The organism is Pseudomonas sp. TWI929 (assembly GCF_039673335.1).
Lineage (GTDB): Bacteria > Pseudomonadota > Gammaproteobacteria > Pseudomonadales > Pseudomonadaceae > Aquipseudomonas.
Genome location: NZ_JBDJLK010000007.1, coordinates 61,212 through 87,107 on the forward strand (window position 1 = coordinate 61,212; position 25,896 = coordinate 87,107).

At 64.0% G+C, this 25,896-nt stretch carries 22 protein-coding genes and 1 pseudogene; 6 read left to right on the plus strand and 17 right to left on the minus strand.

Annotated features, from left to right (window positions below):
- Positions 1-38 precede the first annotated feature (38 nt).
- Positions 39-1,430, plus strand: coding sequence for a DUF2868 domain-containing protein (locus ABE456_RS05630; RefSeq protein WP_346643071.1), 1,392 nt, complete (start codon positions 39-41; stop codon positions 1,428-1,430).
- Complete coding sequence (locus ABE456_RS05635) at positions 1,423-2,787, plus strand: GTPase/DUF3482 domain-containing protein (RefSeq protein ID WP_346643072.1); 1,365 nt, start codon at positions 1,423-1,425, stop codon at positions 2,785-2,787. The genes ABE456_RS05630 and ABE456_RS05635 overlap by 8 nt, the downstream gene beginning before the upstream one ends.
- Before the next feature lie 120 nt (positions 2,788-2,907).
- Here ABE456_RS05635 and ABE456_RS05640 read toward each other — a convergent pair whose 3' ends face one another.
- The 6 genes from ABE456_RS05640 to ABE456_RS05665 all read right to left on the minus strand — a co-directional run bounded on the left by ABE456_RS05640 (position 2,908) and on the right by ABE456_RS05665 (position 10,667).
- Positions 2,908-3,456: a phosphonate degradation HD-domain oxygenase gene (locus tag ABE456_RS05640; protein WP_346643073.1), complete on the minus strand. Its 549-nt coding sequence runs from the start codon at positions 3,454-3,456 to the stop codon at positions 2,908-2,910.
- Between the two features lie 70 nt (positions 3,457-3,526).
- On the minus strand, positions 3,527-4,552 hold the full coding sequence (locus ABE456_RS05645) for a putative 2-aminoethylphosphonate ABC transporter substrate-binding protein (protein WP_346643074.1): 1,026 nt from the start codon (positions 4,550-4,552) through the stop codon (positions 3,527-3,529).
- Positions 4,553-4,570: 18 nt separating this feature from the next.
- Complete coding sequence (locus ABE456_RS05650) at positions 4,571-6,295, minus strand: putative 2-aminoethylphosphonate ABC transporter permease subunit (protein ID WP_346643075.1); 1,725 nt, start codon at positions 6,293-6,295, stop codon at positions 4,571-4,573.
- Between the two features lies 1 nt (position 6,296).
- On the minus strand, positions 6,297-7,355 hold the full coding sequence (locus tag ABE456_RS05655; RefSeq protein ID WP_346643076.1) for a putative 2-aminoethylphosphonate ABC transporter ATP-binding protein: 1,059 nt from the start codon (positions 7,353-7,355) through the stop codon (positions 6,297-6,299).
- A gap of 219 nt (positions 7,356-7,574) precedes the next feature.
- Positions 7,575-8,444, minus strand: coding sequence for a LysR family transcriptional regulator (locus ABE456_RS05660; RefSeq protein ID WP_346643077.1), 870 nt, complete (start codon positions 8,442-8,444; stop codon positions 7,575-7,577).
- 9 nt (positions 8,445-8,453) lie between these two features.
- Complete coding sequence (locus tag ABE456_RS05665; protein WP_346643078.1) at positions 8,454-10,667, minus strand: heavy metal translocating P-type ATPase; 2,214 nt, start codon at positions 10,665-10,667, stop codon at positions 8,454-8,456.
- A gap of 83 nt (positions 10,668-10,750) precedes the next feature.
- On the opposite strand from ABE456_RS05665, the gene cadR reads away from it, so the two are divergent.
- Positions 10,751-11,194, plus strand: coding sequence for a cadmium resistance transcriptional regulator CadR (cadR, locus tag ABE456_RS05670; RefSeq protein WP_016712550.1), 444 nt, complete (start codon positions 10,751-10,753; stop codon positions 11,192-11,194).
- Positions 11,195-11,336: 142 nt separating this feature from the next.
- Here cadR and ABE456_RS05675 read toward each other — a convergent pair whose 3' ends face one another.
- From ABE456_RS05675 to ABE456_RS05685, 3 genes are read right to left on the minus strand one after another with little or no spacing between them, the layout of a single operon-like run.
- Complete coding sequence (locus ABE456_RS05675; RefSeq protein ID WP_346643079.1) at positions 11,337-12,308, minus strand: thymidylate synthase; 972 nt, start codon at positions 12,306-12,308, stop codon at positions 11,337-11,339.
- 48 nt (positions 12,309-12,356) lie between these two features.
- Positions 12,357-13,166: a prolipoprotein diacylglyceryl transferase gene (gene lgt / locus ABE456_RS05680; RefSeq protein ID WP_346643080.1), complete on the minus strand. Its 810-nt coding sequence runs from the start codon at positions 13,164-13,166 to the stop codon at positions 12,357-12,359.
- 16 nt (positions 13,167-13,182) lie between these two features.
- On the minus strand, positions 13,183-13,965 hold the full coding sequence (locus ABE456_RS05685; RefSeq protein ID WP_346643081.1) for a sulfite exporter TauE/SafE family protein: 783 nt from the start codon (positions 13,963-13,965) through the stop codon (positions 13,183-13,185).
- Positions 13,966-14,094: 129 nt separating this feature from the next.
- Here ABE456_RS05685 and ABE456_RS05690 point away from each other — a divergent pair, with 129 nt between their 5' ends.
- Complete coding sequence (locus ABE456_RS05690; RefSeq protein WP_346643082.1) at positions 14,095-14,841, plus strand: NRDE family protein; 747 nt, start codon at positions 14,095-14,097, stop codon at positions 14,839-14,841.
- 72 nt (positions 14,842-14,913) lie between these two features.
- Here the strand turns inward: ABE456_RS05690 and ptsP are convergent, their stop codons facing one another.
- Both ptsP and ABE456_RS05700 read right to left on the minus strand, forming a co-directional pair.
- Positions 14,914-17,193: a phosphoenolpyruvate--protein phosphotransferase gene (ptsP, locus tag ABE456_RS05695; RefSeq protein WP_346643083.1), complete on the minus strand. Its 2,280-nt coding sequence runs from the start codon at positions 17,191-17,193 to the stop codon at positions 14,914-14,916.
- A 22-nt stretch (positions 17,194-17,215) separates the two neighbouring features.
- Complete coding sequence (locus ABE456_RS05700) at positions 17,216-17,695, minus strand: RNA pyrophosphohydrolase (RefSeq protein WP_003249017.1); 480 nt, start codon at positions 17,693-17,695, stop codon at positions 17,216-17,218.
- Positions 17,696-17,836: 141 nt separating this feature from the next.
- Here ABE456_RS05700 and ABE456_RS05705 point away from each other — a divergent pair, with 141 nt between their 5' ends.
- Entirely contained in the window at positions 17,837-18,493 is a 657-nt protein-coding gene (locus ABE456_RS05705; RefSeq protein WP_346643084.1) for an HAD family hydrolase, read from the plus strand.
- Between the two features lie 129 nt (positions 18,494-18,622).
- Here ABE456_RS05705 and ABE456_RS05710 read toward each other — a convergent pair whose 3' ends face one another.
- On the minus strand, positions 18,623-19,048 hold the full coding sequence (locus ABE456_RS05710) for a DUF2269 domain-containing protein (RefSeq protein WP_346643085.1): 426 nt from the start codon (positions 19,046-19,048) through the stop codon (positions 18,623-18,625).
- Between the two features lie 84 nt (positions 19,049-19,132).
- Positions 19,133-20,647 (minus strand): threonine ammonia-lyase, biosynthetic, encoded by a 1,515-nt coding sequence (gene ilvA, locus ABE456_RS05715; protein ID WP_346643086.1) that lies wholly within the window; start codon positions 20,645-20,647, stop codon positions 19,133-19,135.
- Between the two features lie 134 nt (positions 20,648-20,781).
- Between ilvA and rpiA the strand changes: the two genes are divergently transcribed.
- Positions 20,782-21,456, plus strand: coding sequence for a ribose-5-phosphate isomerase RpiA (gene rpiA, locus ABE456_RS05720; RefSeq protein WP_016502110.1), 675 nt, complete (start codon positions 20,782-20,784; stop codon positions 21,454-21,456).
- Positions 21,457-21,571: 115 nt separating this feature from the next.
- Here the strand turns inward: rpiA and ABE456_RS05725 are convergent, their stop codons facing one another.
- The 4 genes and pseudogenes from ABE456_RS05725 to ABE456_RS05740 all read right to left on the minus strand — a co-directional run bounded on the left by ABE456_RS05725 (position 21,572) and on the right by ABE456_RS05740 (position 25,757).
- Positions 21,572-22,474, minus strand: coding sequence for an SdiA-regulated domain-containing protein (locus ABE456_RS05725; protein ID WP_346643087.1), 903 nt, complete (start codon positions 22,472-22,474; stop codon positions 21,572-21,574).
- A 90-nt stretch (positions 22,475-22,564) separates the two neighbouring features.
- On the minus strand, positions 22,565-23,485 hold the full coding sequence (locus tag ABE456_RS05730; protein ID WP_346643088.1) for an SdiA-regulated domain-containing protein: 921 nt from the start codon (positions 23,483-23,485) through the stop codon (positions 22,565-22,567).
- A gap of 182 nt (positions 23,486-23,667) precedes the next feature.
- Positions 23,668-24,333 carry a fumarylacetoacetate hydrolase family protein gene (locus tag ABE456_RS05735; protein ID WP_346643089.1) on the minus strand — a complete coding sequence of 222 codons (666 nt, stop codon included), beginning with the start codon at positions 24,331-24,333 and terminating at the stop codon, positions 23,668-23,670.
- Positions 24,334-24,358: 25 nt separating this feature from the next.
- Positions 24,359-25,757 (minus strand): annotated as a pseudogene (locus tag ABE456_RS05740) (FAD-binding oxidoreductase).
- Positions 25,758-25,896 lie beyond the last annotated feature (139 nt).

The following is a 25,896-nucleotide window of genomic DNA, read 5'->3' on the forward strand; positions in this document are numbered from 1 at the left end:
CCGGGCGTGTGGGTTATGCTTCTGCCCTGAACTGTGCAATGGAAGACCTTGTGACTGCACCGACATCACTGGACAAGCGCTGGCTCACCGAAGCGGTACGCCTGCGTGAGGAACATGCCGGCCCCCTGGAGGACCAGGAAGCCAACCGCCGTGCCCGCCAGCTAGGCGGCGACTTGGCAACGCGCATCGAAACCCGTGCGTTGTTCCTGGCCGAGCGCGACGGCATGAGCACCGCCCTGCGCCACTGGAAGCAGGGCGCGCGCCTGGCACTGCTGGCCCTGCTGCTGCTGGCCGTGCTCAGCGGCGCCGGCCTGGCGCTGGCCGCCCTCGGCGACGGGCAGCGCCCGGTGAATGTGTTCTGGGCGCTGGGCAGCCTGCTCGGGCTGAACTTGCTGATGCTGTTGGGCTGGGCTATCGGTTTTGCCCTGAGTGGCGAGCATGGCGCAGGGCTGGGGCGCCTATGGCTGTGGCTGAGCGAATGCTTTGCCCGTGACGCCAAGGCCGCGCACCTGGCGCCGGCGCTGCTGGTGCTGCTGCAACGCCAGCGCCTCAACCGCTGGCTGCTCGGCTTACTGGTGCACAGCCTGTGGCTGCTGGCGATGCTCACCGCGCTGGGCATGCTGCTGGCGTTGCTGGCCACCCGCCGCTACGGCTTTGTCTGGGAAACCACCCTGCTCGCCGCCGACCCGTTCATCCACCTGACCCAGGCGCTGGGCGCCCTGCCCTCGCTGCTGGGCTTTACCGTGCCCGACGAGGCCATGATCCGCGCCAGCGGCGCCAGCCTGCCGGCGCTCGACCTGGCGCGCCAGGCTTGGGCCAGCTGGCTGCTCGGCGTGGTGCTGGTGTATGGCCTGCTGCCGCGCCTGCTGCTGGCCGGGCTGTGCCTGTGGCGCTGGCGCCAGGGCCGCCAACACCTGGCACTGGACCTGAGCCTGCCTGGCTATGCGCAACTGCGCGAAGCCCTGATGCCGCGCAGCGAGCGCATCGGCGTGCAGGACGCCGCCCCCGAAGCCTTGCCAGAATTTGCCGCCGGCCAGCTGGAAAGCGGCAGCAGCGGTGCCCTGCTGGTCGGCCTGGAACTGGACGACCAACGCCCCTGGCCGCCCACCCTGCCGAAAAGCGTGACCGATGCCGGTGTGCTCGACAGCCGCGAATCGCGCAATCGTCTGCTCGAACAGCTAAGCCGCTTCCCCCCGGCCCGCCTGGCGATTGCCTGCGACCCACGCCGCTCGCCCGACCGCGGCAGCCTGGCGCTGCTCGCCGAGCTGGCGCGCAATGCCGGCGCAACCCGTATCTGGCTGCTCCAGGCCGCGCCAGGCCAGGCCCTGGACGCCCAGCGCCTGGGCGACTGGCACGAAGCCCTCGACCGCCTTGGCCTGCCGCACGCCGACACCTCACCGCTGACCTGGCTGGAGCATGGCCATGACTGAGCCACTGAAGCTGGCCGTGGTCGGCCATACCAACGTCGGCAAGACCTCGCTGCTGCGCACCCTGACCCGTGACGTTGGCTTTGGCGAAGTGTCCCACCGGCCCAGCACCACCCGCCATGTGGAAGGTGCGCGCTTGTCGGTGGACGGCGAACCCTTGCTGGAGCTGTACGACACCCCGGGCCTGGAAGACGCCATCGCCCTGCTCGACTACCTCGAACGCCTGGAGCGCCCGGGCGAGCGCCTGGACGGCCCAGCCCGCCTCGAACGTTTTCTGCAAGGCAGCGAAGCGCGCCAGCGTTTCGAGCAGGAGGCCAAGGTGCTGCGCCAGCTGCTGGCCAGCAATGCCGGGCTGTATGTGATCGATGCCCGCGAACCGGTGCTGGCCAAATATCGCGACGAACTGGAGGTGCTGGCCAGCTGCGGCAAGCCGTTGCTACCGGTGCTCAACTTCGTCGCCAGCCACCAGCACCGCGAGCCACAATGGCGTGAAGCCCTTGCCCGGCTTGGCCTTCACGCGTTAGTGCGGTTCGACAGCGTGGCCCCGCCCGAGGATGGCGAGCGCCGTTTGTACGAAAGCCTGGCCCTGCTGTTGGAGGACGCCCGCCCGGCCCTGCAGCGGTTGATCGATGACCAACAGGCGCAGCGCTTGGCCCGCCAGCACAGCGGCAAGCGCCTTATCGCCGAGCTGCTGCTGGACTGCGCTGCCTGCCGGCGCAGTGTCGAAGCTGAGCCAGCGGCCGAAGCCAAGGCTATCGAGGCACTGCGCCAGGACGTTCGCCAGCGCGAGCAGCGATGCGTCGAGGCGTTGCTCAAGCTGTATGCCTTCCGCCGCGAGGATGCCCATGCCAGTGACCTGCCGCTGCTGGACGGCCGCTGGGGCGATGACCTGTTCAACCCCGAAACCCTGAAGCTGCTGGGCGTGCGCCTTGGCAGTGGCGTGGCGGCGGGGGCTGCAGCCGGTGCCGGTGTCGATTTGCTGGTTGGTGGGCTTACCCTGGGTGCAGCGGCGCTGGCCGGGGCGATTGCCGGTGGTGCGCTGCAGACGGCACGCAACTATGGGTCGCGGTTGATGGGCAAGCTCAAGGGCAAGCGCGAACTGACCGTGGACGATACTGTGTTGCGCTTGCTGGCCTTGCGTCAGCAGCAATTGATGGTGGCACTGGATAACCGCGGGCATGCGGCGCAGGACAGCATTCGCCTGGGCGCACTGGATGAAAAGGCCTGGCGCGAGGGCAAGTTGCCGGAGGCACTGGTGAAGGCGCGGGCGCATCCGCAGTGGTCCACCCTCAACCCTGGGGCGAAGCTGAACCAGGCAGAGCGGCAAGAGCAACTGGAGGCGCTGGTTTCGCAGTTTTGAGTGGGCAGGCCTGGCCTCTTCGCGGGTAAACCCGCTCCCACAGGGATCACCACATGATTCAACGCCTGTGGAGTACCTGTGGGAGCGGGTTTACCCGCGAAGAGGCCAGCACAGGTAACCTCAAATCAAGGCCAAGGCCTTGTCCTTCAGCACTGCCAAATCCACCACCGGCACCCCAACCTCCTTGGCCCGCTCATCCCACTCCCGCATGCGCAAGCTCACCTCGAACAGCGGATCAAGCTCGAACGCATCCGCCTCCGCCTCACTCATCACGCTCCCCTGATACTCCAAGGTCCGCCGGCTCGCCTCGCTCAACCGCTGGTAATACCCAGGCTGGCGCAACGTCAGGTAGCGCTTGGCCTCCACGTGATACTGCACCAGCCGCGCCATGCGCTCGCCAAAGCCACAGCGGCGCAGGTACTCAGCCCCGATACGTTCATGGCTGACCACGCCATAGCCACCCATGCTGGCGTCGCCGCCGCACAGGTGGCCGATGTCGTGGAAAAATGCCGCCAGCACCACTTCATCGTCGTAACCTTCAGCCATGGCCAATTGTGCGGCCTGGGACATGTGTTCGAGCTGGGTGATGGCTTCGCCGATGTAGTCGTCGCTGCCGTGGCGGTGGTACAGGGCGAAGGTGCTGTCGATGATCTCGGCAGGGGTGGGCATCACAAACTTCTCCTGGCTTGATTCGGTGGTGGCCTCTTCGCGGGTTTACCCGCGAAGAGGACGGTACAGGTTACTGCTGGGCCACCTTCTCCGACTTGCCGTCAAAGCGCTTGCGCCACTCGGCCAAAATCTCGTCACGGTTCTTCGATGCCCAGGCAAAGTCATTCTTGATCAACCGCTGCTCATAGTCCGCCGGCAACTCGGTCTGTGGCTTGGCAATCCCCGGCGCAGCCAATACGGCAAAGTTTTCCTTGTACAGCTCCATGGCCGCCGGGCTGGCCGAAAAATCAGCCAGGCGCTTGGCCGCATCCGCCTTAGGCGAGCCTTTGATCACCGCAGTCGCCTCGATCTCCCAGCCCAATCCTTCCTTCGGCAACACGATATCCAGCGGCGCGCCCTGGCGTTTCAACTGCACAGCCGGGTACTCGAACGAGATACCGATCGGGAACTCGCCCGCCGCCGCCAGCTTGCACGGTTTGGAGCCGGAATGAACGTACTGGCCGATGTTCTGGTGCAACGCGTCCATGTAGGCCCAGCCCTGTGGCTCGCCGAAAGTCTGCAGCCAGGCGCTGACGTCGAGGAAACCGGTACCCGACGAAGCCGGGTTGGGCATGACGATCTTGCCCTTGTACTCAGGCTTGGTCAGGTCCTGCCAGCTCACCGGCTTGCTCAGGCCCTGTTTCTCGGCCTCGATGGTATTGAAGCAGATAGTCGCGGCCCACACGTCCATGCCGACCCAGGCGGGTGGGTTGGCAGCGTCGCGGTAGTTGCCGGCAATCTTGCCCAAGTCCTTCGGCGCATAGGCTTCAAGCATGCCGTTCTGGTCGAGGATGGCCAGGCTGGACGCCGCCAGGCCCCATACCGCGTCGGCTTGCGGGCGGTCTTTCTCGGCCAGCAGCTTGGCGGTGATGATGCCAGTGGAGTCACGGACCCACTTGATCTCGATGTCCGGGTTGGCCTTTTCGAAGGCCTGCTTGTAACTTTTGAGCTGTTCGGCTTCCAGCGCGGTGTAGACCGTCAGCTGGGTACCGGCGGCCGAAGCCTGCAGGCTGAACACGGCGGAAACGGCAGCGGTAAGTGCAAGGTGCTTGTACATGGGTAGGTTCCTTACAGGTCAGACGGTCGCGGCGCGTTGGCGCCAGGCTTGGGAGCGGCGCAACAGGCCGCGTGAGGCTGCGGCCAACAGCAGTGAAGCGCCGGCACTGGTCAGCAGGATCAGGGTGGACATGGCGGCGGCGCCGCCGACGTTGCCGGCGTCGTCCATGTTCAGCACGGCGACGGCCGCCAGGATGGTGTCGGGGCTGTACAGGAAGATCGCCGCCGATACGGTGGTCATCGCCGAGACGAACAGGTAGCGGATGATGTCCAGCAGCGCCGGCAGGCAGATCGGCACGGTCACCCGCAGGAAGTGCTTGTACAGCGGCGCCTTCAGCGACAGGGCGGCGGCCTCGAACTCGCCATCAAGCTGACGCAGCGCGGTGGTCGCGGTCATTTGCGCGGTGGTCAGGTAATGGGCGATGGTGCACACCACCAACAGGCCCATGCCGCCATACAGCACATGCAGCGGGTTGCCGTTGAGGTTGAAGAAGAAGACGTAACCCAGGCCCAGCACCAGCCCCGGCACGGCCATGGGGATGAAGCTGAGCAGGCGCAGCACCTGGTTGAGCAGGCGCTGGCCCTGGGTTTTCTCCATCAGGTAGGCGCCGGTGAAAATCACGATGCTGCCGATCAGCGCGGTGCCGATGGCCATGGTCACGCTGTTGCGGTAGGCCAGCCAGCCGCCACCTGCGGTGTCCTCGAACATGTAATGGCGCAGCGACAACGACAGGTTGTAGGGCCAGAAGGTGACCAGCGAGGAGTACACCGCCATGCCGATCACCAGCAGCAACGCCGCGCACACCAGCAGCACGATGGCCAGGAAGCAGGCATCACGGCCCCGCGACGGCTTGGGCTCGAACACCTGGGCACGGCCGCTCATGGCTTCGCCCTGGCGCCGACGCAGCCAGGCATCGACGCTGAAGCTGAACAGCGCCGGCAGCAGCAGCACCATGCCGATCAGCGCGCCACGGCCAAACTGCTGCTGACCGACCACGGCCTTGTAGGCTTCTAGCGCCAGCACCTGATAATCGCCACCCACCACGACAGGTACACCGAAGTCGGTGATGGTCAGGGTGAATACCAGGCAGAATGCCGCGAACACCGCCTGGCGCGTGGCCGGCCAGGTAATACTGGTGAACGCCCGCCAAGGGCCGGCCCCCATGCTGGATGCCGCATCGAACAGACGCGCATCGGTCAACGACAGCGCCGACAGCAAAATCATCAGGGCATGCGGGAAGGTGTAGATGGCCTCGCCCAGCACGATGCCCCAGAAACCGTAGATATTGTCGCTGAGCAACCCGCGCAGCAGCCCCTGGTTGCCGAACAGGTAGACCAGGGCAATGGCCGGCAGCATCGACGGCGCCAGCAGCGGCAGCAGCGAAATGCCCCGCCACAGGCCTTTGGCCGGGATCAGTGTGCGTTGCAGGGTATAGGCAAACAGATAGGCCAGCGGCACCACGATGGCCGCGACAGTGAAGGCCACCGACAGGCTGTTGCCCAGCAACCAGTGGAAGTTGTCACTGGCGAACAGTTCGCGGGCGGCCAGCAAGCCACCGCCCTGGCCAGCTTCACCACTGAAGCCTTTCCAGAAAATCGCCAGCAATGGCATCAGCACGGCCAGCACCAACAGGATCAGCAGCAGGCTCTTGCCGCCGACGACGAACAACCGGTCACCCAGGGCGACACCAGCACGCGGGGCGGCTTTGGCCTGGCTCAGCGGCAGGGACATTGGCGCGGCCATCTCAGGCAAACACCTGCAGGCTCTGCGGCGGCAGCGCCACCCAGATATCCTGCGAACCCAGGCGTGGCATGGCCTCGGGGGCCAGCTCGGCCAGTAGTGCATGGCCTGGCAGGGCCTTGAGTTCGAAGCTCATGCGGCAGCGGTTACCGAGGAAAGTGATTTCGCGAACCATGGCCGGAAACAGGTTTTCCTCATGTACCAACGGGTTGACCGTGATCGCCTCTGGGCGGCAGAACAGCCGGCCACTGCTGGCCCGGGCCGAGCCCGGTGCCAGGCGCATGCTCATGGCCCCGACCTGGGCATGGCTGTCGCCGCTGCGCTGGAACGGCAACCAGTTGCCCTGGCCAACAAACTCGGCGACAAACGGCGTGGCCGGCTGATCGTAGATTTGCTGTGGGGTGGTGTACTGCTCGACCTGGCCGTTGTTCATCACCGCAATGCGGTCGGCCATCAGCATGGCCTCATCCTGGTTGTGGGTGACCATCAGCGTGGTGATGCCCAGCTGGCGCTGCAGCTGGCGCAGTTCGGTGCACAGGTGCTCGCGTACCCGGGCGTCCAATGCCGACATGGGCTCGTCGAGCAGCAGCAGCGACGGCGACGGTGCCAGCGCGCGGGCCAAGGCCACGCGTTGCTGCTGGCCACCAGAAAGTTGGCCGGGGTACTTCTTCTCGCTGCCGGCCAGGCCTACCAGTTCGAGCATTTCGGCCACTCGCTGGCGAGCCTGCTCGCGGCCACTGCCGGTGAGGCCGTAGGCGATGTTGGCTTCGACGGTAAGGTTGGGGAACAGCGCGTAAGACTGGAACAGAATGCCGTAGTCACGGGCCTGGGGCGGCAGCTCGGAGATATCGCGTTCGCCGATGTACAGCGTACCGCGGTCCTGGCGCTCCAGGCCGGCGATGCAACGCAGCAGCGTGGTCTTGCCACAGCCGGACGGGCCAAGCAGGCACACCAGTTCGCCGGCGGCGATGTCCAGCGAGACATCGTTGAGCGCGGTGAAGGCGCCGAAGCGCTTGTGGATGTTGCGCACTTTCATCTGTGCGCCGGAGGTGGTGTGGTTCATGGCAGGGCCTCATCGAAGAGATGGGGGCCATGCTAGGAAGGCTGTGCGAAGGTTCTGTGGCTTTAAGGCAAAAGCCGGTGATAGTGGTATAGGCAGATTTTGTACTAGCCCTTGAGGGCCTCTTCGCGGGTAAACCCGCTCCCACAGGGATCGCACCGCATCTGAAGGCTGCGCATTAGCTGTGGGAGCGGGTTTACCCGCGAAGAAGCCAACACAAATTTAGAAGTGCGAACCGGCCACTTCCTGCGCCACCCCGAGGAACGCCGCCGGTAACCGGGCCTGGCGCCGTTCCTTCAGGCAATACAGGTACTCATGCATCACCGGCGCATTCTCCAGCGCCAGCACCCGCAGTTCTGGGTTGTGCGGCACCTCATGGCGGGCAATCACGCTAATGCCGATGTTGCGCAGCACCGCCTCACGGATCGACTCGCGGCTGCCGATTTCCAGCAACGCCCCGGCCTTCACCCCAGCCTCCTGCATCATCTGCTCGGTCAGCTTGCGGGTGGTCGAGCCCTTCTCACGCATCAGCAGGCAATGCCCAGCCATCGCCTCGATGGACACCGCCTGGCGATGGGCCAGCGGGTGGTTGCGGTGCACCGCCACCACCAACGGGTCAGTACCCAACACCCGCCGCACCAAGCGCGCGTCCTCCACCAACTGTGATGAAGCGGCGATATCCACCCGGTAATCCTCGAGCATTTCCAGCACCTGCTGCGAGTTGCCGATCTCCACCGCCACTTCCACCTGCGGCAGGCGTTCGCGGTAGATCTTCACCAGGTCGAGAATGTAGTAAGGCGCCGTGGCCGCAATGCGCAGGCTGCCTTGCGCCTGGCCACTGTTACGCAGTTTGAATTCGATGTCGGCCTCCTGCTGCAGCAGTGCCTTGACCATCGGCAGCAGACGCACGCCCTCCTCGCTCAACACCAGGCGCCGCCCGCCGCGGTAGAACAGCTCCACCGCGTATTGGCTTTCCAGGTTGCGAATCTGTGTGGTCACCGTCGGCTGGCTGAGCCCGAGCTTCTTCGCCGCCAGGGTGATGCTGCCCAGGCGGGCCACCATGTAGAAGGCTTTAAGCTCCGAACTCAGCATGCACGTCCTCTATTTGCGCAGCAGGCGCAACCCGTTGAACACTACCAGCAGGCTCACGCCCATGTCGGCGAACACCGCCATCCACATGGTGGCCATGCCGGCAAAGGTGATTGCCAGGAATATCGCCTTGATACCCAACGCCAGAACGATGTTCTGCATGAGGATCGCCGCACTTTGGCGCGACAGCCTGACGAAGGCCGGGATTTTCCGCAAGTCGTCGTCCATCAGCGCCACATCGGCGGTCTCGATGGCAGTGTCGGTACCCGCCGCGGCCATGGCAAAGCCGATCTCGGCGCGGGCCAGCGCCGGGGCGTCGTTGATGCCGTCACCCACCATGCCTACCCGATGGCCCTGGGCGTACAGGGTTTCGATGCTGTTGAGCTTGTCGGCAGGCAACAGGTTGCCTTCAGCGCGGTCGATACCCACCACAGCAGCGATTGCCTGGGCGGTATGCGGATTGTCACCGGTCAGCATGACAGTCTTGATGCCCAGCTCATGCAACTCGGCAATGGCCTGGCGGCTGCTGTCCTTGACCGTGTCGGCCACGGCGAACAGGGCCAGCGGGCCAGAGCGGTCGAGCAACAGCACCACGGTCTTGCCTTGGCGCTCCAGCGCATCCAGCTGGGCCTCCAGCTCCGGCGAGCACAACCCCAGCTCCTCGACCAGGCGGTGGTTGCCCAGGTGGTAGACCTCGCCAGCGATGGTACCGCGTACACCGCGGCCAGCCAGGGCGGCGAAATCTTCGACCTCGCTCAAGGTCAGGCCTTGCTCCTTGCCGAACTGGGCAATGGCGTGGGAAACCGGGTGGTCCGAACGCTCGCCCAGGCTGGCGGCCAGGGCTTGCGCGCGGCCTTCGAACAGCGGCTCCAGCACCCTGGCATCGGTCTGCACCGGCTTGCCGTGGGTAATGGTGCCGGTCTTGTCCAAGGCCAGGAAGTCCAGGTGGCGGCCACCTTCCAGGTACACGCCACCCTTGATCAGGATGCCTTTGCGCGCGGCAGCAGCCAGGCCGCTGACGATGGTTACCGGGGTAGAGATCACCAGGGCGCATGGGCAAGCCACCACCAGCAGCACCAAGGCACGGTAGACCCAGTCGAACCAGGCGCCGGCCATGAACAGCGGCGGTATCACCGCCACGGCCAGGGCGATGGCAAATACCACCGGGGTGTAGATCCGCGAGAAGCGATCGACGAAGCGCTGGGTAGGCGCACGTGCGCCTTGCGCTTCCTCGACAGCCTTGATGATCCGCGCCAGGGTCGAGTGCCCGGCGGCGGCAGTGACACGGAACTCCAGCGCCCCCGCCTGGTTGATGGTGCCGGCGAACAACTTGTCGCCCACTGCCTTCTCCACAGGCAGGCTTTCGCCGGTGATCGGCGCCTGATCGACGCTGGATTGCCCACTGGTCACTTCACCGTCCAGCCCGATGCGTTCGCCGGGGCGTACCCGCACCAATGCGCCGATGGCCACCTCACGCACCTCCACCTCGCGCCACTGGCCGTCAGCCTGCTGTACCGTGGCCATGTCCGGTGTCAGTTGCATCAGCCCGCTGATGGCATTGCGCGCACGGTCCAGCGAACGGGCCTCGATCAGCTCGGCGACGGTGAACAGCACCATGACCATGGCCGCTTCCGGCCATTGGCCGATCAGCACCGCACCGGTCACGGCAATGCTCATCAGCGCGTTGATGTTGAGGTTGCGGTTTTTCAGGGCGATCCAGCCCTTCTTGTAGGTGCCCAGGCCACAGCCGAGGATCGCTGCCAGTGCCAGTACCGCTACCAGCCATTCCGGGGCCAGTGCGCCGAAGTGCACGATTTCGGCGGCGATCGCGGCAATACCCGACAATGCCAGCGGCCACCAACGGGCCTTGGCCGGTTGTGGCGTGCTGGCACTGCCGTCGTCCTCGGCACCAATCGGCTCGGCCTTCATGCCCAGGCTGTCGATGGCCCGCTCGATGTCGGCGGTTCCAACCAAGGTGTGGCGTACGCCGAGCACGCGGTTGATCAGGTTGAATTCCAGCTGCTCGATACCGGCCAGCTTGCCCAGTTTGTCCTGGATCAGCGTCTGCTCAGTGGGGCAATCCATCGCCTCGATACGGAAACGGCTGAACTGGGCATGGCTGCTGGTGTTCTCGCTCAACTGCACTTTGGCTGGCCCAGTGGCAGCGCCACAGCAACTGTGGGCGTGGTGGGCGTGCTTGTGTTCGTGGCTGACAGGCTGGTTCATGGGGTCATCCTTAAATTGAGCCTGTTGCCAAGTGAACACCCTGTAGCCACTATAGGGTCAAGCCACTTGCTGGAGATTTCGTGATGAAGATCGGAGAACTGGCCAAAGCCACCGACTGCGCGGTGGAAACCATCCGCTACTACGAGCGTGAGCAGCTGCTGCCGGAACCGGCGCGTAGCGACGGCAACTACCGGCTGTACACCCAAGCCCACGTCGAGCGGCTGACCTTCATCCGCAACTGCCGCACCCTGGACATGACCCTGGACGAAATCCGCAGCCTGCTACGCCTGCGTGACAGCCCGGATGATTCATGCGGCAGCGTCAATGCGCTGATCGACGAACACATCGAGCATGTGCAGGCGCGGATCGATGGGCTGGTGGCGTTGCAGGAACAGCTGGTGGAGCTGCGGCGGCGCTGCAATGCGCAGGGGGCGGAGTGCGCCATCTTGCAGCAACTGGAGACGAACGGGGCGGTATCGGTGCCAGATACCGAGCATTCGCATGTGGGGCGAAGCCACGGGCATTGAGTATTTGGGGGCGCTTTGCGCCCCAATCGCGACACAAGGCCGCTCCCACAGGGACCGCACAGGATCTGAAATTGACACCGCACCTGTGGGAGCGGCCTTGCGTCGCGAATGGGCTGCAAAGCAGCCCCGGCAATCTAGAAAATCACACCGCCATCGGCGCCGTCATCGGCGCATGGTGCTCATACCCTTCCAGCCAGAAATCACTAGGCTCGATCTTCTCCAGCCACTCCGGCTCGTACTTGCCGGTCTCGGCAAACGATGGCACACGGTCGCTGATCACCAGCTTCGGCGCTTCCAGCGGCTCGCGCTTGAGCTGCTCGTTGAGCATGTCCAGATGGTTTTCATACACATGGGCATCGCCGATGAAGTAGGTGAACCAGCGCGGGGTGTAGCCAGTCAGGCGGCCGAACAGCGACAGCAGCGCCGCGCCCTCGGTGAGGTTGAACGGTGTGCCCAGGCCCAGGTCATTGGAGCGGATGTAAAGGGTCAGGGAAATTTCCCTGGTCTCGACATTCGGGTGGAACTGGTACAGCAGGTGGCACGGCGGCAGGGCCATTTCGTCCAGCTGTGCGCAGTTCCAGCCGTGGAACAGGATGCGGCGGCTGCCCGGGTCATTGGCGATGGTGTCCAGGCACTGGCGCACCTGGTCGATGGCCTTGTACAGGACGACGAACGCGACGCCGTCCTCTTCGTCCTGGGCGATGCGGCGGAAGCCTGCCTGCTCGGCCATTTCGATGGCCGCCGGGTTGCTCAGCGGGATGCGCTTGTAACCCGGCCACTGGCGCCATTGCACGCCATAGATCTCGCCCAGGTCGTCATGGCCCTGGCGGAACGGGTTGGCCAGCCACTGGGCGTTTTCGTTGGCGTTCTGGTCCCAGACCTTGCAGCCCAGCTCACGGAATTCAGCGGCGTTCTTCACGCCACGCAGGAACCCGACCATTTCGCCGATTGCCGACTTGAACGCCAGCTTGCGCGTGGTAATGGCCGGAAAGCCCTTCTGCAGGTCGAAACGCAGCATGGCGCCCGGCAGGCTGATGGTGCGGATGCCGGTGCGGTTTTCCTGCAGCGTGCCGTTGTCGATGACGTCACGGACCAGGTCTAAATACTGTTTCATGGCTTACCTGTAACAAGAACGGCAGGGGGATCACCCCTGCCGTGGAAATCAGACTGCGGCCTTGGCCGTCGGTTTACGGTTGTAGGCCCACCAGATCAGGAAGATGCCGCCAACGATCATCGGCACGCACAGCAACTGACCCATTGTCAGCCAGCCGAAGGCTATGTAGCCGAGCTGGGCGTCGGGCACGCGTACGAATTCCACAATGAAGCGGAAAATGCCGTAGAACAGCGCGAACATGCCGGAAACCGCCATGGTCGGGCGCGGCTTGCGCGAGAACAACCAAAGGATGAGGAATAATGCCACACCTTCAAGGGCAAATTGGTACAGCTGCGACGGGTGACGCGGCAGCTGCGCCGGGTCGCTGAACGGTGGGAAGACCATCGCCCATGGCACGTCGGTGGCCTTGCCCCACAGCTCGGCGTTGATGAAGTTGCCGATGCGCCCGGCACCCAGGCCAATCGGCACCAGCGGGGCAACGAAGTCCATCAGCTCGAAGAACGACTTGTTGTTGCGCTTGCCGAACCACAACGCCGCCAGCATCACGCCGATGAAGCCGCCGTGGAACGACATGCCGCCCTTCCACACTTCGAAGATCAGTGTCGGGTTGGCCAGGTAGGCGTGCAGGTCGTAGAACATTACGTAGCCCAGGCGGCCACCCACGATCACCCCCATCGACAGCCAGAACACCAGGTCGGAGAGCTTTTCGCGGGTCCAGGTAGGGTCGAAGCGGTTCAACCGGCGCGAGGCCAGCAGCCAGGCGCCGCCGATGCCGACCAGGTACATTAGGCCGTACCAATGGATTTTCAGCGGCCCGATGGCCACGGCCACGGGGTCTATCTGCGGGTAAGGCAGCATGGAACTTCCTCTCGATTCAAATCAAAAAGCTGAGGCCGACACAGAACAGCAGGGCTGCGAACAGGCGTTTCAACAAACGTGGCGACAACGTATGCGCCAGGCGCGCGCCGAAGCGGGCGAAAAACATGCTGGTCACGGCAATGCCGACCAGCGCCGGCAGGTACACGTAACCCAGGCTGTGGGCCGGCAGGTGCTCCTCGTGCCAGCCCAGCAGCATGAAGCTCAGGGCACTGGCCACGGCAATCGGCAGCCCGCAGGCCGAGGACGTGGCCACCGCCTGCTGCATGGGCAGGCTGCGCCAGGTCAGGAACGGCACGGTCAGCGAACCGCCACCGATGCCGAAAATGGCCGAGGCCCAGCCGATCACGCTACCGGCCCCGATCAATGCGGGTTTGCCAGGGATGCCGCGGCTGGCCTTGGGTTTGAAGTCCAAAGCCATCTGGGCGGCGATAACCAGGGCGAACACGCCGATAATCTTCTGCAGCAGCGGCCCCTGGATCAACGACGCGGTCTTGGCGCCGACACCGGCACCCAGGAGGATACCCAGGGTCATCCAGGCGAAGATCGGCCACTGCACCGCACCTTTGCGGTGGTGCTCGAGCACGGCGTTGATCGAGGTGAAGACGATGGTTGCCAACGATGTGCCGACCGCCAGGTGGGTCAGCACCGAGGCGTCGAAGCCCTGCAGGGTGAAGCTGAACACCAGTACCGGCACGATGATGATGCCGCCGCCCACGCCGAACAGCCCGGCCAGCACACCGGCACAGGCGCCCAACAGCAGATAGAGCACGAATTCCATTCGGCTTCCCCAAAAAATCAATCCGGCATGGTAACGGAAGCCGGGCTCGGGGCTCTAGTGAACTTCGTGACAGGATGGATCAGCCCCGCCGCTGTGGGTACAGTGGCAAAAAACATAGAGGCCCAACCGATGTGCCTGATCGTATTCGCCTGGCGGCCGGGGCACACCCTGCCGCTGATCGTGGCGGCCAACCGCGACGAGTTCTATGCCCGCCCCACCCAGGCCCTGGCGGCCTGGGAGGATGCGCCCGGGGTGCACGCCGGGCGTGACCTGGAGGCCGGCGGTACCTGGCTGGGCGTGGGCCCGCAGGGGCGCTTTGCGGCGCTGACCAATATCCGTGACCCGGGGCAGGCGCTGGGCCCGCGCTCGCGGGGCGAGCTAGTGGCGGCGTATCTGCAGGGTGAGCTGGGGGTTGAGGCTTACCTGGACCAGGTGGCCAGCCGCAGTGGCCAGTATTCGGGGTTCAACCTGCTGGTGGGTGATGACCGGCAGCTGGGCTACCTGCATGCCCGTGACGCCACGCCGCGCCTGCTGGAGGCCGGGGTGTACGGGCTTTCCAATGCCGGGCTGGACACGCCGTGGCCGAAGCTGGTGAAGGCGCGTAGCGGGTTGCAGAGGTTGCTGGAAACGCCGGAGCCGCAGCGGTTGCTGGCGTTGCTGGCTGATGCCGAGCCTGCGGCTGATGGTGATCTGCCGGAGACAGGCGTGGGGGTGGCGACCGAGAAGCTGCTGTCGAGTGTGTTTATTGCCAGCCAGAATTACGGGACCCGGGCCAGTACCGTGCTGATTGTGGATGATCAGGGCAGAAGGCGGCTGGTTGAGCGCAGTTTTGGGCCCTTTGGTGGGCATCTGGGAGAAATTGAGTTGCTGGCCTGAGGATTTGATGTTGCTTGTGAGGGCCTCTTCGCGGGTGAACCCGCGAAGAGGCCGGAACAGGCAACCTCACATTCAGAGGGTTTTGTTGGCCCCAGGCCCAATCATCCGCGCCAGCCCAAGGTTTTTCAGGGCCAGCTGCAGCGAGCTGTGGATAACCTGCGGGTTGTCATGGCTCAAGGCCTCGGCCAGCAGCTCCTTGGCCTTGCTCATGTTCACCTGGCGTAGCATCCACTTCACCTTCGGCAAGTTGGTGGCGTTCATCGACAGGCTGTCGAAGCCCATCGCCATCAGCAGGATCGCTGCCGCCGGGTCACCGGCCATCTCGCCGCAGATGCTCACCGGCTTGCCTTCGCCATGGGCGTCGCGCACCACGGTGTTCAGGGCCTGCAGCACCGCCGGGTGCAGGTAGTCGTATAGGTCGGCGACCCGCGGGTTGTTGCGGTCCACCGCCAGCAGGTACTGGGTCAGGTCGTTGGAACCGACCGACAGGAAGTCCACCTGCCGCGCCAGCTCCTTGGTCTGGTACACCGCAGCCGGGATTTCCACCATCACCCCCACTGGCGGCATCGGCACGTCGGTGCCTTCGTCACGCACTTCGCCCCAGGCGCGGTGGATCAGGTGCAGCGCCTCTTCCAGCTCATGGATGCCGGAAATCATCGGCAGCAGAATGCGCAGGTTGTTCAGGCCTTCGCTGGCCTTGAGCATGGCGCGGGTCTGCACCAGGAAGATTTCCGGGTGGTCGAGGGTGACGCGGATACCGCGCCAGCCGAGGAACGGGTTTTCTTCCTTGATCGGGAAGTACGACAGCGCCTTGTCGCCACCGATGTCGAGGGTGCGCATGGTCACCGGCAAAGGGTGGAAGGCCGCCAGCTGCTCACGGTAGATGGCCAGCTGCTCTTTCTCGCTGGGGAAGCGCTGGTTGATCATGAACGGCACTTCGGTGCGGTACAGGCCCACCCCTTCGGCGCCGCGCTGCTGGGCGCGGGCCACGTCGGCGAGCAGGCCGGTGTTGACCCACAGCGGCATGCGGTGGCCGTCGGGGGTGACACATGGCAATTCGCGCAGGGCATCCAGGCCCTGTGCCAGCTGGCGTTCTTCCTCGACCACGTCACTGTACTGCTTGCGCAGCACTTCGCTGGGGTTGGTGAACACCTCGCCTTTGTAGCCGTCGACGATCAGCTCGATGCCGTCGACCTTGGAATAGGGCAAGTCGACCAGGCCCATGACCGTGGGGATACCCATGGCGCGAGCGAGGATGGCGACGTGGGAGTTGCCCGAGCCCAGTACCGAGACCAGGCCGACCAACTTGCCTTCCGGCACTTCGCCGAGCATGGCCGGGGTCAGTTCTTCACTGACCAGGATGGTGTTGTCGGCATACACCAGCGACTGCGAGCGGGCTTCCTGCAGGTAAGCCAGCAGGCGCCGCCCCAGGTCCTTGACGTCGGAAGCACGCTCACGCAGGTAGTCATCGTCCATCAGCTCGAAGCGGTTGACGTGCTCGCCCACCACCTGGCGCAGGGCGCCCTGGGCCCACTGGCCGGTCTTGATGACCTCAGTCACCTCACCACCCAGGGCCGCGTCTTCAAGCATCATCAGGTACACGTCGAACAGCGCGCGCTCTTCCGGGCGCAGCTGGGTGGCCAGCTTGGCCGACAGCTTGCGCATGTCGTCGCGCACGCCTTCAAGGGCGTTCTGGAACAGTTTCAGTTCGGCGTCGATGTCATCCACGGCCTTGTCAGGCACCACTTCCAGATCGGCCGGCGGCAGCATCACCACCGCACGCCCCACGGCGGCGCCTGGCGAGCCCGGCACACCGACAAAGCGCGCTTCCTGGATGCCCTTGCCCTGGCGGCCCAGGCCACGGATCGAGCCGGTGGCTTCGGCGTGGGCGATAACCCCGGCGAGCTGGGCGCTCATGGTGACCAGGAAGGCTTCCTCGCCCTCGTCGAACTGGCGGCGCTCCTTTTGCTGGATGACCAATACCCCGACCACACGGCGGTGGTGGATGATCGGCGCACCCAGGAAGGAGGCGAATTTTTCTTCGCCGGTTTCGGCAAAGTAACGGTAACGCGGGTGGTCGGCGGCGTTTTCCAGGTTCAGCGGCTCTTCGCGGGTACCCACCAGGCCGACCAGGCCTTCATTGGGGGCCATGCTGACCTTGCCGATGGAGCGCTTGTTCAGGCCCTCGGTGGCCATCAGTACGAAGCGGTTGGTTTCCGGGTCGAGCAGGTAGACCGAGCAGACCTGGCTGCCCATGGCCTCCTTGACGCGCAAGACAATGATCCCCAACGCCGACTTGAGATCTTTGGCGGAGTTTACTTCCTGGACGATCTTGCGCAGCGTATTGAGCATGGCTCGGGGTCGAACTCCGTCGTCAGTCGCGCGTCAGCAGACGCGGTGCTAGCTCTTTCAGGGCGCGTCGGTAGACCTCGCGCTTGAATGTCACAACCTGGCCCAGCGGGTACCAATAGCTCACCCAGCGCCAGCCGTCGAATTCCGGCTTGCCGGTCAGGTCCATCCGCACCCGTTGTTCGTTGCTTACCAGGCGCAGCAGGAACCACTTCTGCTTCTGGCCGATGCACAGCGGCTGGCTGTGGGTACGGACCAGACGCTGGGGTAAACGATAACGCAACCAGCCACGGGTGCAGGCAAGAATTTCCACATCATCGCGTTCAAGGCCAACTTCTTCGTTCAGCTCGCGGTACAGGGCGTCTTCCGGCGTCTCGTCAGGGTTGATACCACCCTGGGGGAATTGCCAGGCATCCTGGTTGATCCGTCGAGCCCATAGCACCTGCCCGGCATCATTCGTGAGAATGATCCCGACATTGGGGCGAAAACCATCCGGGTCGATCACGGCAGCAACCTCGCAAACGCATGTCACCGCATTGTTCCACAAAGCTTGCGAGCGCAGCAACGCGCCCGCCAAGCTTATGTGCAGCAGCGTGAAAACTCCGTATTCTGCGGGCCTACCTTGTGGCTGATGCGAGTGACCGCAATGCGCCTGGCTTTATTCGACCTGGACAATACCCTCCTCGGTGGCGACAGCGACCATGCCTGGGGCGACTACCTTTGCCAGCGTGGCATTCTCGACCCGGTCGCCTACAAGCAACGCAACGATGGTTTCTATCAGGACTACCTCAACGGCACCCTGGACCTGCAGGCCTACCTGGCCTTTTCCATGGAAATCCTCGCGGCAACGCCCATGGCCCAGCTCGACCAATGGCACCGCGACTTCATGCGCGACTGCATCGAGCCGATCATCCTGCCCAAGGCCCTGGCCTTGCTGCAGCAGCACCGCGAGGCCGGCGACCAGCTGGTGATCATTACCGCCACCAACCGCTTCGTCACTGCGCCGATTGCCCGGCGACTTGGGGTTCGCGTGCTGCTGGCAACCGAATGCGAGATGCGCGATGGCCGCTATACCGGGCGTAGTACCGATATACCGTGTTTCCGTGAAGGCAAGGTGACGCGGCTTGAGCGGTGGATGCTGGAGAACAGTTTTGATCTTGAGGACAGCTACTTCTATAGCGACTCGATGAATGATGTGCCGTTGCTGCAGCGGGTGGCGCATGCGGTAGCGGTGGACCCCGACCCGAAGCTGCGGGCCGAGGCCGAGAAGTGTGGGTGGCCGGTGGTTTCGCTGAGGGCTTGAGGTTTTGCTGTGCCGGCCTCTTCGCGGGTAAACCCGCTCCCATAGGGATCACCACAGGTATCAAACCCTTTGCAGTACCTGTGGGAGCGGGTTTACCCGCGAAAGGGGCGGCACAGGCAACTCGGACTGTCAGACTGGCTTTGCCCCCATCAACCCGGCAATCGACAGGAAGCAAACCCCGCTGAACACCGCCAGCGCCAGGGTAAAGCGCAACCCCACCACCTCAGCCTTGCGCAGCCGGTTCAGCCTTACCAGCAGCCACCACACGGCAAACGCGCCGAACGTATAGATGACGCTGGAGGCCAGCACCCAGGTCTGCCCCAAAGGCCAGCCCACCAGGTGCACCAGCCACCAGCCGGTGAACGGCATGCTCACCAGGCACAGGCCCATCACCAGCCAGACGAACACCAGCGGCCGGCGCAGCAGCTTGGCATAGGCCTGGGCATCGCCCTGGCGGCGGGCGCGCACCGTCCAGATCGCCAGGCCCAGGGCGCCCAGCAGCAGCAAGGCAGTAGCGATGATGTGCAGGGTTTTCAGGGTGGTCAGGTGTTCCATGTCACTGTGTCCTTGAGCAAGCCATTTTGTGCAGGCTTCTTCGCGGGCTTGCCCGCGAATAGGCCATCAGCCCAGCTTAGCCGCTCAGCCCAGGAACAGCTTGTAAGCCGGGTTCTCGGTCTCGTCCCAATACGGGTAACCGATCTTGGCCAGCGCCGCCGGCACCAGATGGCGCTCGTCCTCAGGCACCTGCAACCCGGCCACCACACGCCCGTCCGCAGCACCATGGTTACGGTAATGGAACATCGAGATGTTCCAGCGCCCACCCAGCTTGTTGAGGAAGTTGAACAAGGCCCCCGGCCGCTCGGGGAATTCGAAGCGCAGCACCATTTCGTCGCTGGCACCGGCCGAATGGCCGCCGACCATATGGCGAATGTGCAGCTTGGCCAGCTCGTTGTCGGTCAGGTCGGTAACCGGGAAGCCCTGCTCGGTCAGATGCTGTACCAGCGCCGCCCGCGGGTCGTTTTCCGGGTGGGTCTGCACGCCGACGAAGATATGCGCCTCGTCGGAGGTGTGCTTGCGGTAGTTGAATTCAGTGATCTGGCGCTTGCCAATGGCCTCGCAGAAGGCCTTGAAGCTGCCTGGGCGCTCGGGGATGGTCACGGCGATGATCGCTTCGCGCTTTTCACCCAACTCGGCACGCTCGGCCACATGGCGCAGGCGGTCGAAGTTGACGTTGGCGCCGGAATCGATGGCCACCAGGGTCTGGCCGGTCACACCGTACAACTCAACGTACTTCTTGATGCCCGCCACACCCAAGGCGCCAGCAGGTTCGGTGATCGAGCGGGTATCGTCGTAGATATCCTTGATCGCCGCACAGATTTCGTCGGTGCTGACGGTCACCACCTCATCCACATGGTGGCGGCAGATATCGAAGGTGTGCTGGCCGATCTGCGCCACCGCCACGCCGTCGGCGAACAGCCCTACCTGCGGCAGCACCACGCGCTCACCAGCGGCCATAGCCGCTTGCAGGCAGTTGGAGTCGTCCGGCTCGACGCCGATGACCTTGATTTCCGGGCGCAGGTACTTCACGTAGGCGGCAATGCCGGCAATCAGGCCGCCACCGCCCACCGGCACGAAGATCGCGTCCAGTTGGCCAGGGTGCTGGCGCAGGATTTCCATGGCCACGGTGCCCTGCCCGGCGATGGTGTGCGGGTCGTCATAGGGGTGGACGTAGACGAAGCCCTTTTCATCGACCAGTTTCAGCGAATAGGCCAGCGCCTCGGGGAACGAGTCGCCATGCAGCACCACCTTGCCACCGCGCGAACGCACGCCTTCGACCTTGATTTCCGGGGTGGTCTTGGGCATCACGATGGTGGCCTTGATGCCCATTTCGCGCGCGGCCAGGGCCAGGCCCTGGGCGTGGTTGCCGGCCGAGGCGGTAACCACGCCACGGGCCAGTTCTTCCGGGGTCAGCTGCGCCAGTTTGTTATAGGCCCCGCGGATCTTGAACGAGAACACCGGCTGCAGGTCTTCCCGCTTGAGCAGAATCTGGTTGCCCAGGCGCTTGCTCAGCTGCCCGGCGCTCTGCAGCGGGGTTTCGACGGCAACGTCATAGACGCGCGAGGTGAGGATCTTCTTGACGTACTGTTCGAGCATCTGGAAAGCATCACTGGGCCGCGGGACAAGGGCTGGAAGTCTACCCCAGCGCTACGTCGGGCGACCACAGCAAAGCCGTGCGAGCCGTTATACTAGGCTCTTTTCAAAACCGCCCTGCCCCTCTCGGAGCCCGCATGACCCAGGACCAACTCAAACAGGCCGTCGCCCAGGCCGCTGTCGACTTCATTCTGCCCAAGCTGGATGAAAAGAGCGTTGTCGGCGTCGGTACCGGTTCGACCGCCAACTTCTTCATCGACGCCCTGGCTCAGCACAAGACCGCCTTCGACGGCGCCGTCGCCAGCTCCGAAGCCACCGCCCAGCGTCTGAAGGGCCATGGCATCCCGGTCTACGAGCTGAACAGCGTCAGCGAGCTGGAGTTCTACGTGGACGGCGCCGACGAGAGCGACGCGCACCTGAACCTGATCAAGGGCGGCGGCGCAGCCCTGACCCGCGAGAAGATCGTCGCGGCCGTGGCCAAGACCTTCATCTGCATCGCCGACGGCAGCAAGCTGGTGCCGGTGCTGGGCGCCTTCCCGCTGCCCGTCGAGGTGATCCCGATGGCCCGCAGCCACGTGGCGCGCCAGCTGGTCAAGCTGGGCGGAGACCCGGTGTACCGCGAGGGCGTGGTGACCGACAACGGCAACGTGATCCTCGACGTGCACAACCTGCAGATCACCAACCCGGTGGAGCTGGAAGCGCAGATCAACGCCATCGTTGGCGTGGTGACCAACGGCCTGTTCGCCGCACGGCCGGCGGATTTGCTGCTTCTGGGTACCGCTGAAGGTGTGAAGAGCCTGAAGGCCGAGTAACCTTCGGCGAGGGCTTTGCCCTCGTTTCGCGACACAAGGCCGCTCCTACAGGGGTATGCGATCTCCTGTAGGAGCGGCCTTGTGTCGCGATGGGCTGCAAAGCAGCCCCAATTGTTCAATCAGCAGGCTGCTTGAACACATAGAACAGGTTCGGCTCACTGACCAGGTAAATGGTCCCCGCCTCGTCCATCGCTATCCCCTCCGCCTGCGGCACCGTCGCCTGCAACCCCTGGAAACCCTTGCGCAACGACAAGGTACTCAGCGGCCGGCCCTCGACATCCAGCTCCAGCACCAGCCGCGACTCGTCCGACAGCGCCAGCAAATGCCCGCTGCGCTCATCGAACTGCAAACTCGACAGGTCCCGCACAAACAGCCGTGAATCGCGCTTGCGGTCCTGCACCACATGCACGGCGTAGGGCTTTTCCGGGTTGTCATGCGGGAAACCGTGCACCTCGTAGATCAGCATCGGGTCACGCTCCTTGGCCACGAACAGGCGCTTGCCCGCCGAATCGTAGGCCAGCCCCTCGAAGCCCTTGTTGCCGTTCAGGCCAATGCCCAGGCTGAGCTGCTCGGCATCACCGGCATCGAGGAACAACGTGTCGTCGTCCAGGCGCACGCGGATCAGCCGCTGCTGACGTTCGTCGGTGATCACATAGCTGTTGGGCCCGACGTACTCCACCGCCTCCGGGTCGCCGAAGCCGGTCAGCGGCACCCGGCGCAGGATGCGCCCGTCCAGCGACAGCTCAATCAGCTCCGAGCGGGCATTGGTGACGGTGAACAGGGTTTTGCGGTCGGGGTCGTAGGTCAGCGCCGAAAGGTCATCATCCAGCCCTTCGACCGGCTGCGCCTCCACCACCACCCGGTAGCGGTCCAGGCCCATGCTCTGCTCGGCGGGCTGCCACCAGCTCTTGAGGTTGAACCAGCCACGTTCGAACAGGCGGAACTCCTGCCCGGCCCAGCCAAGCAGGAACAGGCCGGCAACGGCCATGACAAGGAACAGGCGAACAATACGGCGCATGAAGGCAGACTCGACACAGGGATGGCGAATCTAACCATTAACGGCTGAAGCAAAGCTTAACGCCAGCGTCAGGCAAGTCTGATAATGCTGTCAGTTCTTCTTGAAGCGATAGAACAGCGCCGGTTCACTGACCATGTACAGGTTGCCCTTGTCGTCCATGGCCACCCCTTCGGCACGCGGAATGGTGTCCTGCAGGCCGTTGAAACCGCCGAGCAGGGTCATGAAGCTGACCTGTTGGCCTTGCTCGTCCAGCTCCAGCAGCATGTTGGAGTCGGCCGACAGCGCCAGCAGGTGGCCGGTGCGCGGGTCTACGCCCAGTGCCGAGAGGTTGCGCAGGTCCAGCTCATCGCTGGGCAATGGCTGTTTTTCGCCCTTGAGCGGGCTGCGCCCATCGGTGTTCCAGGTGTACAGCTTGGGCGGGCGCTCCTCGCCGATGACCAGGCGCTGGCGCAGCGGGTCCCAGGCCAAGCCCTCGAAGCCTTTGTTGCTCTTCACCGACGGGCCCAGGTCGTGGCTCTGGAAGTCATCATGGTTCAATACTGTGGTCTGCGCATCCACCTTGACCACGGTCAGGTCGTGCAGGCGCTCGTCAGTGATCGCCAGGTAGTCGTCTTCCAGCACGGCGACGCCTTCCGGGTTGCTCCAGCCGTTGAGCGGGATCTTGCGCAGCACGTCGCCATCCAGGCTCAGCTCTACCAGGGTCGGGTTCTTGCCCATGATCGCGAACAGGGTACGGGTACGCGGGTTGAAGCTCACGTCCGAGGCTTCGTCATCGTCCATGCCCGGCAGCGGCTTGGCATCGATGTCGACCTGGTAGTCCGGCAGCCACACGCTTTCGCTGCGTTCGGCGGTGCTTTCGAAGCTTTCCTTGACCCATAGCGCGCCGCGGTCATCCCAGTGCATGGCCACGGCCACGCCATAGCCGATCACCGCGGCCACGGCCAGGCCGAAGGGCCAGCGCAGGTAGAAACGACGCTTGGGGGTTACCGGGGCGCTGGAGGGTGATGGCATGCGTGGGTCCTGGGGAAATGGGCGTAGGTCCGCGCATTATCCGGATTGGGTGTGAAAAATCGGTAAACAGGCCCGGCCTCTTCGCGGGTAAACCCGCTCCCACAGGTACAGCGTCGCCCTTGAGGATGACGCAAAACCTGTGGGAACGGGTTCACCCGCGAAGAAGGCGACGCGGGTTCAGCTCAGAGCACCCGGCTTTCGAAGCGGCTCACACCCGGCAGTTCCAGCACCAGTTCGTCACCGACATTGAACGGCCCCACACCTGCCGGGGTACCCGTGAGGATCACATCCCCCGGCTGCAGCGAGAAATGCGCCGCCATGTGCTGGATCATCGGCACGATCGGGTTGAGCATCATCGCGCTGTTGCCATCCTGGCGTACTTCGCCGTTGACGGTCAGGCGCACCGGGATGTCGGTTACATCCTCGAAGCTGCCGGCCGACACGAATGGCGGCAGTACGCAGGCGCCGTCAAAGCACTTGGCCAGCTCCCACGGCAGGCCTTTCTCTTTCAGCTTGGCTTGCACATCGCGCAAGGTCAGGTCCAGCGCCGGGGCATAACCGGAAATGGCGTCCAGCACCTCTTCCTCGGTCGGATGGGTCGACAGCGGCTTGCCCAGCAACACGGCAATTTCCGCCTCATAGTGCACCGAGCCACGCTCGGCCGGGATCTTGAAGCCACCTTCGGCCGGCACCACGCAGCTGCCCGGTTTGATGAACAGCAGCGGCTCGGTGGGTATAGGGTTGTCCAGTTCCTTGGCATGCTCGGCATAGTTACGGCCAATGCACACCACCTTGCCCAGCGGGAAGTGAATGCGCGTGCCGTCTACGTACTGGTGCTGGTAACTCATGGCCGACTCCTCTGGATACTGCTTTTTATTCAGGAGAAAAGATCTTACCCGGATTCATGATGCCGTTAGGGTCGAACACGGCCTTGATTGCCTTCATGCAAGCGATTTCTTCCGGCGAGCGGCTGTAGCCCAGGTAGTCGCGCTTGGTCATGCCCACGCCATGTTCGGCAGAGATCGAGCCGTTGTAGCGCTTGACGATCTCGAACACCCACTTGTTGACCTTGGTGCACGAGGCGAAGAACTCGTCCTTGCTCATGTGCTCGGGCTTGAGGATGTTCAGGTGCAGGTTGCCGTCGCCGATATGGCCGTACCACACCACTTCATAATCCGGGTAATGCTCAGCGACGATGGCATCGATATCGCGCAGGAACGCCGGCACTTTCGAGACCGTAACGGAAACGTCGTTCTTGTACGGGGTCCAGTGCGAGATGGTTTCCGACAGGTACTCGCGCAGCTTCCACAGGTTTTTCAGCTGGGTTTCGCTCTGGCTCATCACCCCGTCCAGCACCCAGCCCTGCTCGACGCAGTGCTCGAAGGTGGCCAAGGCTTCGTTGGCCACCTCTTCAGTACTGGCCTCGAACTCCAGCAATGCATAGAACGGGCAGTCGGTTTCGAACGGTGCCGGCACATCGCCGCGCGCCAGGATCTTGGCCAGGCCCTTGTCGGAGAAGAACTCGAAGGCGGTCAGGTCCAGCTTGCCCTGGAAGGCGTGCAGCACCGGCATGATCGAGTCGAAGTCCGGCGTACCCAGCACCATGGCGGTGAGGTTGCGCGGAGCGCGGTCCAGACGCATGGTGGCCTCGACCACGAAGCCCAGCGTACCTTCGGCGCCGATGAACAACTGGCGCAGGTCGTAGCCGGTGGCGTTCTTGATCAGGTCTTTATTGAGCTCCAGCAGTTCGCCCTTGCCGGTAACCACTTTCAGCCCGGCCACCCAGTTACGGGTCATGCCGTAGCGAATCACCTTGATCCCACCAGCATTGGTGCCGATATTGCCGCCTATCTGGCTGGAGCCGCTGGAAGCGAAGTCCACCGGGTAATACAGGCCTTGCTCTTCGGCATAGCTTTGCAACTGGCGGGTGATTACCCCAGGCTGGCAGACCACGGTGCGGTCGAAGGCATTGAAGTCTAGAATCTGGTTCATGTAGTCGAAGGCGACCACAACCTCGCCGTTGGCCGCTACGGCACCGGCGGAAAGCCCGGTGCGTCCGCCAGACGGCACCAGCGCCACCTTGTGCACATTGGCCCAGCGTACAATGGCCTGCACCTGTTCTACCGTCTTGGGGAACACGATAGCGCTGGGCGCGGGGGGGGTAATGCTTGGTCCAGTCCTTGCCATAGGCCTCGAGGGAAGCCGCGTCGGTCAGGACCTTGCCAGGGTCGACAAGGGTCATCAGTTCTTCAATAGCAGCGGGGTGGGTCATCGCTGGAACTCTCGACTTATTCATAGTCACCCTGAGCACTCTTCACCTGTCGGGATAAGCTCAGATTGTGTCGCGTATGCTAGCATAGCCCTCCCGCTGTTCATGCTAAGGCTGCCCCCGCGCCTAGCATCACCCCTCG

What these genes read in the sequence shown, in the direction of transcription:
- ABE456_RS05735 (WP_346643089.1), bottom strand. Translation starts at nt 24,333, where the DNA reads ATGAGTTACCAGCACCAGTACGTAGACGGCACGCGCATTCACTTCCCG.
- ABE456_RS05665 (WP_346643078.1), bottom strand. Translation starts at nt 10,667, where the DNA reads ATGAACCAGCCTGTCAGCCACGAACACAAGCACGCCCACCACGCCCAC.
- ptsP (WP_346643083.1), bottom strand. Translation starts at nt 17,193, where the DNA reads ATGCTCAATACGCTGCGCAAGATCGTCCAGGAAGTAAACTCCGCCAAA.
- ABE456_RS05645 (WP_346643074.1), bottom strand. Translation starts at nt 4,552, where the DNA reads ATGTACAAGCACCTTGCACTTACCGCTGCCGTTTCCGCCGTGTTCAGC.
- ABE456_RS05650 (WP_346643075.1), bottom strand. Translation starts at nt 6,295, where the DNA reads ATGGCCGCGCCAATGTCCCTGCCGCTGAGCCAGGCCAAAGCCGCCCCG.
- ABE456_RS05660 (WP_346643077.1), bottom strand. Translation starts at nt 8,444, where the DNA reads ATGCTGAGTTCGGAGCTTAAAGCCTTCTACATGGTGGCCCGCCTGGGC.
- cadR (WP_016712550.1), top strand. Translation starts at nt 10,751, where the DNA reads ATGAAGATCGGAGAACTGGCCAAAGCCACCGACTGCGCGGTGGAAACC.
- ABE456_RS05685 (WP_346643081.1), bottom strand. Translation starts at nt 13,965, where the DNA reads ATGGAATTCGTGCTCTATCTGCTGTTGGGCGCCTGTGCCGGTGTGCTG.
- ABE456_RS05730 (WP_346643088.1), bottom strand. Translation starts at nt 23,485, where the DNA reads ATGCCATCACCCTCCAGCGCCCCGGTAACCCCCAAGCGTCGTTTCTAC.
- ABE456_RS05635 (WP_346643072.1), top strand. Translation starts at nt 1,423, where the DNA reads ATGACTGAGCCACTGAAGCTGGCCGTGGTCGGCCATACCAACGTCGGC.
- ABE456_RS05630 (WP_346643071.1), top strand. Translation starts at nt 39, where the DNA reads ATGGAAGACCTTGTGACTGCACCGACATCACTGGACAAGCGCTGGCTC.
- ABE456_RS05640 (WP_346643073.1), bottom strand. Translation starts at nt 3,456, where the DNA reads ATGCCCACCCCTGCCGAGATCATCGACAGCACCTTCGCCCTGTACCAC.
- ABE456_RS05725 (WP_346643087.1), bottom strand. Translation starts at nt 22,474, where the DNA reads ATGCGCCGTATTGTTCGCCTGTTCCTTGTCATGGCCGTTGCCGGCCTG.
- ilvA (WP_346643086.1), bottom strand. Translation starts at nt 20,647, where the DNA reads ATGCTCGAACAGTACGTCAAGAAGATCCTCACCTCGCGCGTCTATGAC.
- ABE456_RS05675 (WP_346643079.1), bottom strand. Translation starts at nt 12,308, where the DNA reads ATGAAACAGTATTTAGACCTGGTCCGTGACGTCATCGACAACGGCACG.
- ABE456_RS05690 (WP_346643082.1), top strand. Translation starts at nt 14,095, where the DNA reads ATGTGCCTGATCGTATTCGCCTGGCGGCCGGGGCACACCCTGCCGCTG.
- rpiA (WP_016502110.1), top strand. Translation starts at nt 20,782, where the DNA reads ATGACCCAGGACCAACTCAAACAGGCCGTCGCCCAGGCCGCTGTCGAC.
- ABE456_RS05710 (WP_346643085.1), bottom strand. Translation starts at nt 19,048, where the DNA reads ATGGAACACCTGACCACCCTGAAAACCCTGCACATCATCGCTACTGCC.
- ABE456_RS05655 (WP_346643076.1), bottom strand. Translation starts at nt 7,355, where the DNA reads ATGAACCACACCACCTCCGGCGCACAGATGAAAGTGCGCAACATCCAC.
- lgt (WP_346643080.1), bottom strand. Translation starts at nt 13,166, where the DNA reads ATGCTGCCTTACCCGCAGATAGACCCCGTGGCCGTGGCCATCGGGCCG.
- ABE456_RS05705 (WP_346643084.1), top strand. Translation starts at nt 17,837, where the DNA reads ATGCGCCTGGCTTTATTCGACCTGGACAATACCCTCCTCGGTGGCGAC.